General features: G+C 71.1%; 9 protein-coding genes and 2 pseudogenes. 4 read left to right on the top strand and 7 right to left on the bottom strand.

What is annotated here, in order from left to right:
- Positions 1–92: 92 nt before the first annotated feature.
- Positions 93–1,616, bottom strand: coding sequence for a S8 family peptidase (locus ACWD6R_RS03080; RefSeq protein ID WP_451817092.1), 1,524 nt, complete (start codon positions 1,614–1,616; stop codon positions 93–95).
- A gap of 171 nt (positions 1,617–1,787) precedes the next feature.
- A pseudogene (locus ACWD6R_RS03075) lies at positions 1,788–2,664 on the bottom strand (phenylalanine--tRNA ligase subunit beta-related protein); the annotation flags it as partial.
- 173 nt (positions 2,665–2,837) lie between these two features.
- Here ACWD6R_RS03075 and ACWD6R_RS03070 point away from each other — a divergent pair.
- The 4 genes and pseudogenes from ACWD6R_RS03070 to ACWD6R_RS03055 form a co-directional block, all read left to right on the top strand.
- Positions 2,838–3,404 (top strand): annotated as a pseudogene (locus tag ACWD6R_RS03070) (amino acid ABC transporter permease); the annotation flags it as partial.
- Between the two features lie 7 nt (positions 3,405–3,411).
- Entirely contained in the window at positions 3,412–4,179 is a 768-nt protein-coding gene (locus ACWD6R_RS03065; RefSeq protein WP_451817091.1) for an amino acid ABC transporter ATP-binding protein, read from the top strand.
- Between the two features lie 362 nt (positions 4,180–4,541).
- Complete coding sequence (locus ACWD6R_RS03060) at positions 4,542–5,846, top strand: cytochrome P450 (protein ID WP_451817090.1); 1,305 nt, start codon at positions 4,542–4,544, stop codon at positions 5,844–5,846.
- Positions 5,843–7,096, top strand: a complete 1,254-nt coding sequence (locus ACWD6R_RS03055) for a cytochrome P450 family protein (RefSeq protein WP_451817089.1) — start codon at positions 5,843–5,845, stop codon at positions 7,094–7,096. The genes ACWD6R_RS03060 and ACWD6R_RS03055 overlap by 4 nt, the downstream gene beginning before the upstream one ends.
- Before the next feature lie 308 nt (positions 7,097–7,404).
- Here ACWD6R_RS03055 and ACWD6R_RS03050 read toward each other — a convergent pair whose 3' ends face one another.
- The 5 genes from ACWD6R_RS03050 to ACWD6R_RS03030 all read right to left on the bottom strand — a co-directional run bounded on the left by ACWD6R_RS03050 (position 7,405) and on the right by ACWD6R_RS03030 (position 12,755).
- Entirely contained in the window at positions 7,405–7,956 is a 552-nt protein-coding gene (locus ACWD6R_RS03050; RefSeq protein ID WP_451817088.1) for a DUF4232 domain-containing protein, read from the bottom strand.
- A 408-nt stretch (positions 7,957–8,364) separates the two neighbouring features.
- Positions 8,365–8,763: a DUF6221 family protein gene (locus tag ACWD6R_RS03045; RefSeq protein ID WP_451817087.1), complete on the bottom strand. Its 399-nt coding sequence runs from the start codon at positions 8,761–8,763 to the stop codon at positions 8,365–8,367.
- 162 nt (positions 8,764–8,925) lie between these two features.
- Positions 8,926–10,293: a cytochrome P450 gene (locus ACWD6R_RS03040; protein ID WP_451817086.1), complete on the bottom strand. Its 1,368-nt coding sequence runs from the start codon at positions 10,291–10,293 to the stop codon at positions 8,926–8,928.
- A gap of 339 nt (positions 10,294–10,632) precedes the next feature.
- Entirely contained in the window at positions 10,633–11,478 is an 846-nt protein-coding gene (locus tag ACWD6R_RS03035; RefSeq protein WP_451817085.1) for a hypothetical protein, read from the bottom strand.
- Positions 11,478–12,755: a VWA domain-containing protein gene (locus tag ACWD6R_RS03030; protein ID WP_451817084.1), complete on the bottom strand. Its 1,278-nt coding sequence runs from the start codon at positions 12,753–12,755 to the stop codon at positions 11,478–11,480. Before ACWD6R_RS03030 ends, ACWD6R_RS03035 begins: the two co-directional genes overlap by 1 nt.
- Positions 12,756–13,010: the final 255 nt, after the last annotated feature.

The following is a 13,010-nucleotide window of genomic DNA, read 5'->3' as shown; positions in this document are numbered from 1 at the left end:
CGGCGTGCTTCTCGTTCCGCACCCTGCCGGACGGTGAGGGGGGCGAGGTCGCGGTGTGCATCACTCCCCGAGGCGCGCGGGCCGTGGGTACTTCAGCGGGTGACCGCCCGGAGTGCGTTCACCAGGCCGTGCCCGTAGAAGCCGTTGTAGGGCGTGCCGCCCTGGCAGACGGCGTTACGGTCGATGTCGTACGGCACCGGGCAGCTGAGGGCGTCCGCCTGCTGCTCCAGCATCTTCGCGATCTGGTGCGGCGAGGCGTCCGGGTGAGTGCTCTTCAGCAGCGCGGCCACCCCGGCGACGTGCGGGGACGCCATGGAGGTGCCGTTGAGGTGGCCGTAGTCGCCGTTCGGCATGGTGGACAGGATGCCTCCGCTGACCGCCGGGGCCTGCGGCGGCTGGTAGAAGCTCCAGTCACCGCCGGGCGCGGCCACGTCGATGACGGTCTGGCCGTAGTTGGAGTACGACGACTTGAGGTTCAGGGCGCCGGTGGCCGCGACGGTCACCACACCGGGCAGGCCGGAGGGCAGGTCCAGGCATTCGCGCGGGTTGACCTCCCGGTTGACGGGGGTGCCGTCGTTGGGGCTGTAGGTGTCGGTGATGGACCTGGCCGCCAGGTCCCAGTTCTTGTTTCCGGCCGAGGCGACATGGAGGGTTCCGCGGTCGGTGGCGTAGCCGGCAGCGCGGCGCACCGCCTCCACGACGGCCTTCTGGTCGGGGTCGTTGAGGCAGTTGAAGTACCAGGGGTCGGTGTAGTAGCTGTTGTTGGTGATGTCCACGTGGTGTTCGGCGGCCCAGACGAAGCCGCAGACCACGCTCTCCGGGTAGAAGCGGCTCTTGGTCGGCTCGGACACCTTGATGGCGGCCACTCGGACGCCTGGGGCCACTCCGGTGACGCCGATGCCGTTGCGGGCGGCGGCGATGGTTCCGGCGACATGGGTGCCGTGGTAGTCGCCCGGGGCTCCCGCGGTGGGCCGCCAGGCTCCGGGAGTGGTGTCGGGGGCGCCGCTGACGCAGCTGACGGAGTCCGCGGCGTCGAAGTTGGGCGCCAGGTCGGGGTGGGTGTCGTCCACGCCGGTGTCGATCACGCCCACCAGGACGCGTCTGCTGCCGAGGCTGACGGCGTGCGCCTGATCGGCCTTGATGGCGCGGATGTCCCACTGCAGGGGCTCCAGCGGCTCCTGCCCGGCATCGGCCGCGCTGTCGGCAGCGGCGGCCTCCTCGGCGCTCAGCTCGACCGGGTTGCTCTCCAGGGCCGGGGCGAGGGGGGCGGTGCGGGTGGCGCCGACCGAGTCGAAGAGGCGGGTGGCGCGCAGCGTCCCCGCGAAGGCGGGGTTGTCGGAGTGCGCGACCACCACGCCTATCTGCTCGTAGGAGTGCACGACGGTGCCGCCGGCCTGCGCGATCTGCTGCTCGGCAACGAGGGCGGCGGCATGTCCGGGATGGGTGTTGACGAAATAGCTGAGGAGCGGGCCGGTGGCGGCCTGCGGGGCTGCGAGGGATGGTGTCGCCGGTAGCGCGGTGAGGGCTGCGGCCATGGTGAGGCCGAGCAAGGCAGATGCCGTTCGGCGGTACCGCGGGTATGCGGTCCGGGGTGAGAAGACAGAGCGCAGATCCATGCATGGCCTCCATTTCGTCGCGCAAACGGCCGCGGGCCTGTTGCCCGCGGCCGAGCGCATGAGAGATGAACCTAGGGCATAGACCTGGGGTCGCTCAATAGTTTGTATGTAGTGTGCGTGTATGGAAAAGCCCCAGCTCGGACATGCCGAGCCGGGGCGTCTGCCGGTGCGTCAGGCGCCGCGCAGGACTGCGCCGGTGCGGGCGACCGCCTCGGCGACCGCGGCCTCGCGGGCCGCACTGGCCTCGTCGGCGGTCAGCGTGCGGTCCGGGGCACGGAAGCGCAGCGCGTAGGCCAGCGACTTGCGACCCTCGCCGAGCTGCTCGCCAGTGAAGACGTCGAACAACCGCAGCGACTCCAGCAGCGGACCGGCGCCGGCCCGCAGCGCGGCCTCGACCTCGGCGGCGGGCACGGCGGCGTCCACCACCAGGGCGACATCCTGGGTGGCCACCGGGTAGGTGGACACCGCCGGCGCCACCACCGGCTGCTCGCCGTCGGCGGAGAACAGGTCCAGGTCGATCTCCATGGCGCAGGTGCGCTCTGGAAGATTCAGCGCCTTGACCACCCGGGGGTGCAGCTCACCCGCATGGCCGACCAGTGCCGTCGGCACCGGCCACCAGCAGGGCGGCGCAGCGGCCGGGATGTCACGGTGCGTGCTGGTCCTGACGGACGATCAGCTCGACCCCGGCGGCCCGCGCCACCTCGCGACCGACCTCGATCGCGTCGGCCCAGCCGGACGGGCGAGCGGCGCCCCACCAGCCGGCGGGCTCCCGTTCGCCGGCCAGCGCCACGGCGGCGCGGCGCGGCTGGTCGGGCAGCGCGGCGTCCGGAGCGGCCAGCTCGGCGTCGGTGGGCCGGCGGTCGACGGGCAGCCGCGGCGGGACCGCTGCCTTGCCCCTGGGCAGGAACACCAGGCCCGTCTCGAAGATCGCCAGGTCGGTGTTGCCCCGGCCGATGTTGCGGCGCAGCGCGGTCAGCAGCCCCGGCAGCAGCGTGGTGCGCAGCGCCGGCTCCTCGTCGGAGAGCGGGTTGACCAGCTTCAATACCCGCGAGCAGCTCCTGGTCGTCCATGACCAGGCAGTCAAGCACGGGCCAGTGACACTGCCCGCCGGCCTGGAGGCGAGCAGTTGGGTCGGACGGCTCCGCACGTGCGGTCGGCGGAAGCAGATGACTGGGTCAGGCGGAAGCCGACAACTCTGGCGGGTGCCGACGCTGCCAGTCCCTCGTAGTGGCCCTGATGCGGCTGTCGTCCGTTGCGCCGTACCGCTGGCTCGCGATGGCGTACATCGAGTTCTTCCGCGGCCTGCCCGCCCTGCTGATCTTCATCTTCGTCGGGGTGGGTGTTCCGCTCGCCTTCCCGGGGATCGCCTTCCCCGGGGAGACGTACGGGCAGGTCGCCTGCGCCCTCGGCCTGGTCTCCGCCGCGTACATGGCCGAGACCATCCGGGCGGGCATCCAGGCCGTACCGCGCGGCCAACTGGAGGCGGCGCGCACGCTGGGCATGTCGCACGCCACTGCGATGCGGTCGATCGTGATCCCTCAGGCCTTCCGGATCATCGTGCCGCCGCTCACCAACGAACTGGTCCTGCTCTTCAAGGACTCCTCACTGGTGCTGTTCCTGGGCGTCACCCTTCAGCAGCGTGAACTCACCAAGTTCGGGCGCGACTTGGCCAGTACGACGGCCAACACCACCCCCATTTTCGTCGCGGGCCTGTGCTACCTCCTGGTCACTGTCCCGCTCGGCTATCTCGTACGGCGCCTCGAGGCCCGTCATGCACAGGCGAGGTGATCACGGGATGGCGGACATGACTGCGGCGATCGAGATCCAGGGGCTGCACAAGTCGTTCGGCGACGTCGAAGTGCTGCGCGGTATCGACTTCACGGTCGCCTCCGGCGAGGTCGTATGCGTCGTCGGCCCCTCGGGGTCGGGGAAGTCGACCCTGCTTCGCTGTGTGAATCTGCTGGAGGAACCGACCAGCGGCACGGTCACCGTCGGCGGTGTCGACATGACCGATCCGGACATCGATCTGGACGCGATGCGCCGGCGGATCGGCATGGTCTTCCAGCAGTTCAACCTCTTTCCTCATCTGAACGTCCTGGACAACCTGACGATCGCTCAGCGTCGGGTTCTCGGACGCGGCAGGGAGGAAGCCGGCTGCGTCGCCCGGGAGAACCTCGCCAAAGTCGGCCTGGCCGACCGCGAGGACAGCTTCCCCTCCCAGCTCTCCGGCGGGCAGCAGCAGCGTGTGGCCATCGCGCGGGCCCTGTCGATGGGGCCCGGGCTGATGCTCTTCGACGAGCCGACCAGCGCGCTCGACCCCGAACTGGTGGGCGACGTACTGGGGGTCATGCGCACCCTGGCCGACGAAGGCATGACGATGATGGTCGTCACCCACGAGATGGGCTTCGCCCGCGACGTCGCCGACCGCGTGGTCTTCATGGACGACGGCCGAGTGGTGGAGGAGGGCGCCCCGGAGGATGTACTGGCCCGGCCGGAGCACCCCCGGACCAAGGCCTTCCTCGCCCGGGTCCTGCACCCCGACGCCGTGCAGCCCGAGGCCTGACACATCCGTACGGGTCCGCCGCTGGAGCCGCGGCAGGCGGACTGCAGCCGCGCCGGACAGCGGCTGGCGGCATTGATTGCGGGTTGCCTCGCAGCGGACAGCGAGCCTGCTAGCAGTCGCTCCCGCAACTGGGGGCACTTGCGGTTGATGGAGGTGTAATCGTCGGCGGCGTGGAAGGAGTGGTGCACTGGGGGAGTTCACCCCGTTTGTGATCAAACGTGCTTCGGTGTCTGCTTCTTGTGATCGCCAAAGTGTCGAGATCGGTCGCGATTGACGCCTGAACCTTCACTCGGCATCCCTATAGTGGTGTCGCGTTGATCTTGGTTCCGCAACGCGAAGCCGCCGCCACAGGAGTCAGTTCGATGACGCGCCCCTCTTCCGCCATGCCCGCGCCCGACCCCGAAACGCCCACCGGCGACGGCTGTCCGGTACGGCACGGTTCGGCCGCGGTGCCGCTCAGTGGTCCCGAATTCCACACCGAGCCCCAGGCCCTCTACCGCACCATGCGACGTGATCGCGGGCCTGTCGTCCCCGTCGAGCTGCCGGGCGGGTTTCCCGCCTGGCTGGTCATCGGATACCGGGAACTTCACCAGGTCACCAGTGACGGCGAGTTGTTCCCCCGGGACGTCGGACTCTGGAACCAGTGGGAGAACATTCCCGAGGACTGGCCACTGCTCCCGATGGTCGGTCGCCCCATGCCGTCGATCTACTTCACCGCGGGCGCCGAGCACCGCCGCCACGCCGACATGGTGGGGCCGGCCCTGGAGGGCGCCGATCCGTTCGAAATCCGGCGCCACTGCGAGGAGTTGGCCGACCGGCTCGTCGACGCCGTCTGCACGCGCGGTGCGGCCGATCTGGTGGCCGAGTTCGCCGAGCCGCTGCCCGTCCTGGTCCTCGCCAGGCTCGTAGGCTTCCCGGACGCGGAGGGAGCGGACATCGCACAGGTGCTGAAGGACCTCGCCGACGGCGGTCCCGAGGCGCAGAGTGCGCATGTGCGGTTCGGGGAGCACATGCAGCGGCTGGTCACGGCCAAGCGTGCCGTGCCCGGGGACGACGTGACCTCCAGGATGCTGGCCTACCACGAACCGTTCACCGACGAGGAATACGTCCTCGACCTGATGGCCATCACCGCCGCCGGACATCTGACCACCGCCGACTGGATCAGTAACTCCCTGCGGCTGATGCTCACCGACGACCTGTTCGCCGACTCCCTGGCCGGGGGCCGGCACAGTGTGGCCGAGGCGATGAACGAGGTTCTCTGGGAGGAGAGCCCGACCCAGATCCTCGCCGGCCGCTGGGCCTCCCGCGACACCCGGCTCGCCGGCCGGAACATCCGCGCCGGGGACATGCTGCTCCTCGGCCTCGGGGCGGCCAACTCCGACCCGCACGTACGGCAGCGCATCGCCACCGAGGGAATGTCCGGACAGGGCGGCAACAGCGCCCACCTGGCCTTCAGCCACGGCGAGTACCGCTGCCCGTTCCCCGCGCAGGAGATCGCCGAGACCATCGCCCGTACCGGTATCGAGGTGCTCCTCGACCGGTTGCCCGACCTCGCCCTCGCAGTGCCCGCGCAGACGCTCGTCCGGCGGCAGTCCGCCTTCCTGCGAGGGATGACCTCGCTGCCCGTCCAGTTCACGCCCGTACGCATGACAGGAGACTTCTCTTGAACTGTCCTCACGCCGCCGCTCACGAGGCCACTCCGGGGGGCGGGGCCGTGGTCATCGACCCCATGGTCCAGGACCTGGACGGAGAGACGGCACGCCTGCGCGACGCAGGGCCGCTCGCCAGGATCGAGCTGCTCGGGGTTCCTGCCTGGACCGTCACCCGGCATGCCGAGGCGCGTGAACTCCTCGTCGACCCACGTCTGGTGAAGGACCTCGACGCCTGGGGGCTCTGGCAGAGCGGTGCGGTGACGCACGCCTGGCCGCTGATCGGCATGATCGATGCCGGGCGGTCCATGTTCACCGTGGACGGCGCGGAACACCGGCGGCTGCGCACCAAGACCTCCCAGGCGATCACACCACGCCGGCTGGAGGCCATCCGCCCGGACATCGAGAAGTTCACCGAGGAGCTGCTGGACGCCCTGGCCGAGCAGGGCAAGGACGGTGTCGTCGACCTCAAGTCCGTGTTCGCCCAGCCGCTGCCCATGCGGGTGGTCGGCATGCTGATGGGTGTGGACGAAGCCGAGCACCCTATGCTGACGAAGAAGTACAAGGCGTTCTTCTCCATGCTCACCCCGCAGGAGGAGCGGCTGGCCCTGCTCGCCGAGCTGGACGTTTTCTACGCGGCGCTCGTCCGCAAGAAGACCGCGCAGCCGACGGACGACCTCACCAGTGCGCTCATCCTGGCCGACGAGGGCGGAGAGCCGCTCACCGAGGAGGAAGTGGTCGGCAACCTCAAGGCCATGGTGGCGGCAGGTCACGAGACCACCATCGGGCTGATCCTCAATGCGGTACGGGCCCTGCTCGCCCACCCCGACCAGCTGCGCATGGTGCTCGACGGCGAGATCCCGTGGGAGACGGTGATCGAGGAGACGCTGCGCTGGGACACCCCCACCACCCATCTGCTGATGCGGTTCGCGACGGAGGACATCCAGGTCGGCGACCAGGTGATCGCCAAGGGCGAGGGCGTCGTCATCTCCTATCGGGTCATCGGCCGCGACGTCGAACAGCACGGGCCGGACGCCGACGCCTTCGACATCACCCGGCCCACGCCGATCCGCCACATGACCTTCGGTCACGGCCCGCACATCTGCCCCGGTGCGGCGCTCTCCCGGGTCGAGGCGGGGATCGCCCTGCCCGCACTGTTCGGCCGCTTTCCCGGGCTGAGGCTCGCCGTGCCGGACGGGGAGCTCCGCAAGCTGCCGGTGATGACGCAGAACGACATGGAGTCCTTCCCTGTGCTGCTCAACGGCTGAGAGCCTGTCGGGTGACCTTCGATCGGATAGCGGACGCGGTCTGGTGCGTGCGATTCCAAGGCGGCGGGATGTTCTCGTAGCGGAGCTACTAGGACATTTCGGCAACGCGGGAAGCGTGTGTGCCAGGGCGTGGCCGCCCGATCAGAGGTCACCCGACAGGCTCTGAACGGGGTGAGTACGGGCCGCCCGCCGTCGTCCCGCTTCCCGGGGCGACGGGGGTAGCCCGTGCCCCCGGGGCAACGGCCCGCCGGCGGCCCGGTGCACGGGGTTGCCGGCGGGCCTTCCGCGAGACGTACACCGTCGGCGGATCAGCCCAGACCGTCGGTCAGGGCCTCGGATGCGGCGGCCGCCGACACCTGCCAGAGCGTGGTGACCGGCTCCCAGACCCGGATGCCCCGGGGCATGCCCACGCCGGCCGCTCCGAACGTGACGCCGTAGTGGGCCGGATCCGCCGCCACGCTCACACTGCCGACCACATGCCCCTCGGTACCCGCCGGATCGGCGGTACGGAGGGCGGCATACGCCCGCTCACCTCGCGAGAGCACGTAGGGGGCGCTCTCGGCAGGCGGCACGGCCTGGGCGGAGCCGTCCAGCCCCGTGAAGGTGATGGCCGGGATCCGGTCGACGACACAGCTGCGACTGCCACGGTTGGTGACACTGATGCGCACCACGTTCTGCTGACCGCCGGGCGCGGCCTTCAGACTGAGGGCCTTCTCCTGGCACGTGCCGAGCCGGGAGGCCGCCGCAGGGGCGGCGGGCGCGGTGCCGACCGCGGCCGTGGCGCCCGTGGCCGCCAGAACCACGGCGGTGGCGGCGGCCGGGACGGTGAAACCGGAGGCGATGGTGGGGCGCAGACGCATGGTGTTTCTCCCGGAATCTCGACGGCCGGTGATCGCGGCAGGGCGGCCGGTGTGTCCGCGCAGGGCCGGCGCGGACGGACCAGATCAGTATCTGCCGTCCGGTTGCGACCTGCCCGCTGTGACGGCTATGAACCTTCTGCCGGTGAGGCGGGAAAGCGGGGAGCCGGGGCGCGGGGACGCGCCCCGCGCCCGGTCGGTCGAGGTGGTGTCCCGGCGGCGACCGGACGGAGCCGTGGCCGTACGCGGTGTGCGAGCCGTGTACGTCAGCGAACCGGCCGCGGCCCTGCGGCGGCGCGGCCTGACCGATCCGCTCATGGTGCCGGCCCTCCTCGGCCCGGCAGGACGCCGACGCCGGCCGCGTACAGCTCGCGGTCCCGCAACTCGGTCACCGTCCCTGCGAGGGGCTCGTCACCGGGTGAACCGCGGCAGCCACTTGGCCTGATAGTCGGGGTGGCCGGCATCCTCCGCCGCCATCTGCCGGACGACGAATCCGAGCCCGACCGCGCGGCCCGAGGGGAAGTCGTGGAGGGGGCGGTCGGCATCCAGGGCGGCGACCTCCTCGTACTCGTCCAGGAGCACCCTGCTCGTCTCGATGCGGCGGAGCGTGCGCGCGGGGTCCTGCAGGGCGATGTGGTCGTCGTAGCCATGCGTCCGCAGGCTGAACGCGATGGCGCCGGTCCGGTCGTGGACCTCGCCCGGCGCCTCGGCGGGGCACCGCCAACGCTCGCCGCCGGCCGCTCGCGCGACTTGTTCCTCCTCGGCCAGGCGGGCCCGGACAAAGGCCACCATGTCGGAGTTGTCAGTCATCGGGTTCCGCATCCTCCACCGTCGGGTACGGCCCCGAACCGGCAAGATCACTCGCCGCTCCGGGGCTGCGCTGCTCGTTCAGCACGAGGATGCCGTACGGCGGAAGCCGCGAGCACATCGCGCCCGCGCGTGTTCCGCCGTACGGACACGCTCCCCGCCGAGTTACCGCGCCCGCACGGTGGCCAGCACGTCCCGGTCGGGCTGCAGGGTCAGCGTCGGTACGGGGTTGACGTCACCCGGGTCCACGTCCAGTTCGAACCGGCGCGCGAGTACCGCCAGGATCAGCACCGCCTCGACCATCGCGAACCGCGTACCGAGGCAGACCCGGGGTCCGCCGCCGAACGGGAACCAGGCGTACTCCGCGATGTCGTCGCCGTGGTCGGCGTCCCAGCGCTCCGGGCGGAACGCCTCAGGCTCCGGGAACCACCGCTCGTCGCGGTGCGTCGCCCACTGGCTGGTCCACACCTTCGTCCCCTTCGGCATGTCCACGCCGCCGATCCGCGCCCCGTCGTTGGCGACTCCGGTCACCAGCCAGATCGTCGGGTACAGCCGCAGCGTCTCCTTCACCACCGCCTGGGTGTACGTCAGCCGCGCGTAGTCGTCGAACCCCGGCTCCCGGTCGCCGAGGACACGGTCCAGCTCCTCGGTGAGCGCCGCGCGCGTCTGCGGATTGCGCGACAGCAGGTACCACGCCCACACGAGCGTGGAGCTGGTCGTCTCGTGCCCGCCGATGTACAGGGTGACGGTCTCGTCGCGGATCTCCTCGTCCGTGAGGTGTGCGCCGGTCTCGTCCACCGCGGTCAGCAGCCGGCTCAGCAGGTCGGGACGCTCGCCGTCGCCGTCCCGGTGCCGGGCCACGACCCGGCCCACCTCGGCGTCGATGACCGCGGCGGCCTTCTTGATCCGGGCCCGGCCGGGCGTCGGCACCCAGTCGGGGAGCAGGGCGCCGATGCCGCTGAACTCCTTGCCGATCTCCTGCTGGGCGACATTCATCGCCCGGCCCATCGCCTCGGCGTCCGCCGGGGTGTCCACCCCGAAGATGGTGCGGACCGCGATCTTCTGCGTGAGCGCGGCCATCTCCCGCTTGATGTCGATGCGTTCACCGCCGGACCAGGTGTCCGCGAGCTCCACGGTGCTGCCCGCCATCGTCGCCGCGTACGACCGCACCTGCTTCGGCCGTACCGAGGGCTGCACCAGCGACCGCTTCCGCCGCCAGTCCGGACCACGCGCGACCACCACGCCGTTTCCCATCACGGTACGGAACGCGATGCCCAGCGCCGGCTGGTCGAAGGTGCGTTCCGTCTCGGTGAGCAGCTCGCCTATGCACTCCGGATCGGCTATGAACACAGAGGGGTTGGGGCCGAAGCGCCAGCGCACCATGTCCCCGTACCCGCGCAGCCGCTCGAAGAACTGCAGCGGGTCCTTCCCGAACTGCGGAAGATTCCCGAGGAACGGCAGCCCCTTCGGGCCCGGTACGGGCACGTGGCCGCGCGGCTCGGCATCGGCGGCCGGGCCGGTCTCCTTGGACATGAAAGGTCTCCGCTCCCTGGTGGCGAACCGGCATCCGGTACGCGGCGACATGACTGGACTCCGGAGTGCCGGCAGCGTCGGTGAACCCCATCGTCCTTGTGGAGTACGTGAGTTGTCGAGGGTATCCGGGTCTCGTCACGGGAGTGCGGTCGGACGGGCGGCGCCGCGGACCCGGGATCCTGCGTGCTGTTCCGTCCCCACGGGACGGGAGATGGGGGCGACCGTCCGGACGTCTCCGCGCACCGGACGGTTCGACCATGGGAAACGCCGCGGCGCCCCCGTCCCACCGGTGTGGGGCGAAGGCGCCGCGCATGAGGACCGGTTCGCGGCCGGGGCGGGTCAGGCGCCCGGCGGGACCCGGGACGGGCGGCCGTTGCCGCGGGTGAGGGAGTAGCCGAACACGGCCGCGAGCGCACCGAGTACGCCGCCGCCGACGGTCCAGATCCAGCGGTCCGTCCACCAGCCGGAGGCCCAGCCGTCGTCCGGCTCGCTGCCGAGCGGGACCCGGGTCGTGGAGCCGTCGTCCGACGAGGTGTCGTCCGCCGTCTGCTGCGCCGAGGACGCGCCGGGCACCAGGGGCTCGCTCAGCGAGCCGTCGACGTCACGGGCGCCGCCCTGGTCGGCCGCCGTCACCTCGACGGCGGTCTGCACCGGCTGCCCGAGGTCGGCCGACGGGAGGTCGACAACCGTCAGGCGCACGTAGTAGCTGCCCGGCAGCGGGTCGTTCGCCCACGGCTCGGACCAGGCGCGGACGGTCCGCAGGACGCAGGAGAGTTCGACGGTCGACGCGTCGGCGGCCGCCTTCCTGGTCTGGTGTCCGTACATGCAGGCCTGCCGGCGCCGCAGCCCGTCGTACACATCGACCTGCCAGGTCGAGGCGCCGTGCCGGGTGGCGGTCCCGGGCAGGGTGACCGTCGCCTTGACGGTCGCGCGCTCTCCCGCGTCGGCCGGGAACACCCAGTACAGGTAGTCACCCGTGGACGCCCCGGCGGTGGCGCGCTGGCCCGGCTGGATCGCCGTCGCGGTACGGAAGGTGGTGCCCGCCTCGGTGGGTCCCGTACCGCCGTCGGAGGCGCTCGGGCTCGGGCTCGCCGACGGGTCGTCGGCCGCGGCCGACCCCGCCGACGTCAACAGGGCCATCCCGGCCAGCAGGGCACCCGCGAGTACCCGTCGTGTACGCACCATCAGTTGGTCCTCCATACGGCGATGCGCCAGCGCGAGATCCAGCCGAAGAGCAGACCCGCGATCAGTCCGGTCAGGACGAGTACGCCCAGGAGCCACCAGCCGCGGCCGAGACCGAACGCGGCGGCATCGGCCGCGTCGTCCGGCGCGTCCATCACGTCGACGGTCAGCTCGACCGGCATGCCCGGTGAGGTCTTCACCGATGCCGGGGCCGAGAAGGAGTTGCTGAGCTGCAGGCAGACGGTCTCCGCGACCGGCTCGTCCCCGCTGTCCGTGCCGTCCTGCTCGGGCTTGGGGTAGCGCAGCCCGGACGAGATCGCATCGGTGCGACCGGTGCCGGACTCCGAACCCCTGACGATCTCGCGGCCGTGCACGGTCACCGCGCGCAGCAGCACGCCGTAGTCGTTGTTGACGGCGCGGTCCGCGGACACGCTCACCGAGGCGCGCAGCTCCTGGCCGGGCAGTACATCCACCCGGTACCAGCGGTGCTCGCCGAACTTCTCGCGGTCGGTGTAGAGACCCGCCTTGAGCTGAGGCGCGGCGGAGCAGCTGTCCGCGCCCTCGGTGGCCACGGGGGTGACGACGGGCTCGGCCGCCCGGTCGACGAGCTGCTTGACGCGGCCGGAGAGTTCATCGGTGTGCTGAACGGCGGTGTAGGTGCCGCCGGTCGCCTCGGCGATGCAGGTCAGCTGCTCGCGGATCTTGGCGTTCGGTACCAGGCCCAGCGTGTCGATGACGAGGTGGATGCCGCGGGCGGCGATGTCGCGCGCCACCTCGCACGGGTCGAGCGGGCCGCAGGTGTCCTCGCCGTCGCTGATCAGCACGATCCGGCGGGTGGAGTCGCCGCCTTCGAGATCGTCGGCGGCGCCCAGCAGGGCGGGCCCGATCGGGGTCCAGCCGGTGGGGGCCAGCGTCGCGACCGCGGTCTTCGCCTCCACCCGGTCGAGCGGGCCGACCGGGTAGAGCTGCTTGGTGTCCTTGCAGCCGACCTTCCGGTCGTCGCCCGGGTAGTCGGCGCCGAGGGTCCGGATACCGAGCTGCACCTGCTCCGGCACCGCGTCCAGGACCTCGTTGAACGCCTGCTTCGCCGCGGTCATCCGGGACTGGCCGTCGATGTCACGGGTCCGCATGGAACCGCTGACGTCGAGCACCAGCTCGACCTTGGGGGAGGCTTTGGTGGGGGTTTCATCGGCGGCGGCGGGGAGGGCCGTGCCGAGCCCGGCGGTCAGGGTGGCGAGCAGGATGCCCACCCCGACCGTCAGCCTTCTTCTTATGATCATCGCCGGATACTAGTGAAGATCACATGCCACCCCCAAACCGGTCCGGGGGCTGCCGGGATGCCGTTGTCCCGGGCCGGCGGAGGCGAGTGACAGTTAGACCGACCGGCAATGGGGGGGGTGAAGGAGCGGGGCTGGGGTGCGTGCATCGCAAGGCGGAGGATTGAGCCATGGCGGAGCCATGGTGATGGACGACAACGCCGCGAGATGCGCGCCCCAGCCCCGTGACGCCGCCCCCCATTGCCGGTCGGTCTCAGT

It is taken from the genome of Streptomyces sp. NPDC005151 (assembly GCF_053599875.1).
Note: the sequence above shows the minus strand (reverse complement) of the source record. Positions and strands in the feature narration are given on the sequence as shown.

What these genes read in the sequence shown, in the direction of transcription:
- ACWD6R_RS03080 (WP_451817092.1), bottom strand. Translation starts at nt 1,616, where the DNA reads ATGGATCTGCGCTCTGTCTTCTCACCCCGGACCGCATACCCGCGGTAC.
- ACWD6R_RS03050 (WP_451817088.1), bottom strand. Translation starts at nt 7,956, where the DNA reads ATGCGTCTGCGCCCCACCATCGCCTCCGGTTTCACCGTCCCGGCCGCC.
- ACWD6R_RS03040 (WP_451817086.1), bottom strand. Translation starts at nt 10,293, where the DNA reads ATGTCCAAGGAGACCGGCCCGGCCGCCGATGCCGAGCCGCGCGGCCAC.
- ACWD6R_RS03045 (WP_451817087.1), bottom strand. Translation starts at nt 8,763, where the DNA reads ATGACTGACAACTCCGACATGGTGGCCTTTGTCCGGGCCCGCCTGGCC.
- ACWD6R_RS03035 (WP_451817085.1), bottom strand. Translation starts at nt 11,478, where the DNA reads ATGGTGCGTACACGACGGGTACTCGCGGGTGCCCTGCTGGCCGGGATG.
- ACWD6R_RS03060 (WP_451817090.1), top strand. Translation starts at nt 4,542, where the DNA reads ATGACGCGCCCCTCTTCCGCCATGCCCGCGCCCGACCCCGAAACGCCC.
- ACWD6R_RS03030 (WP_451817084.1), bottom strand. Translation starts at nt 12,755, where the DNA reads ATGATCATAAGAAGAAGGCTGACGGTCGGGGTGGGCATCCTGCTCGCC.
- ACWD6R_RS03065 (WP_451817091.1), top strand. Translation starts at nt 3,412, where the DNA reads ATGGCGGACATGACTGCGGCGATCGAGATCCAGGGGCTGCACAAGTCG.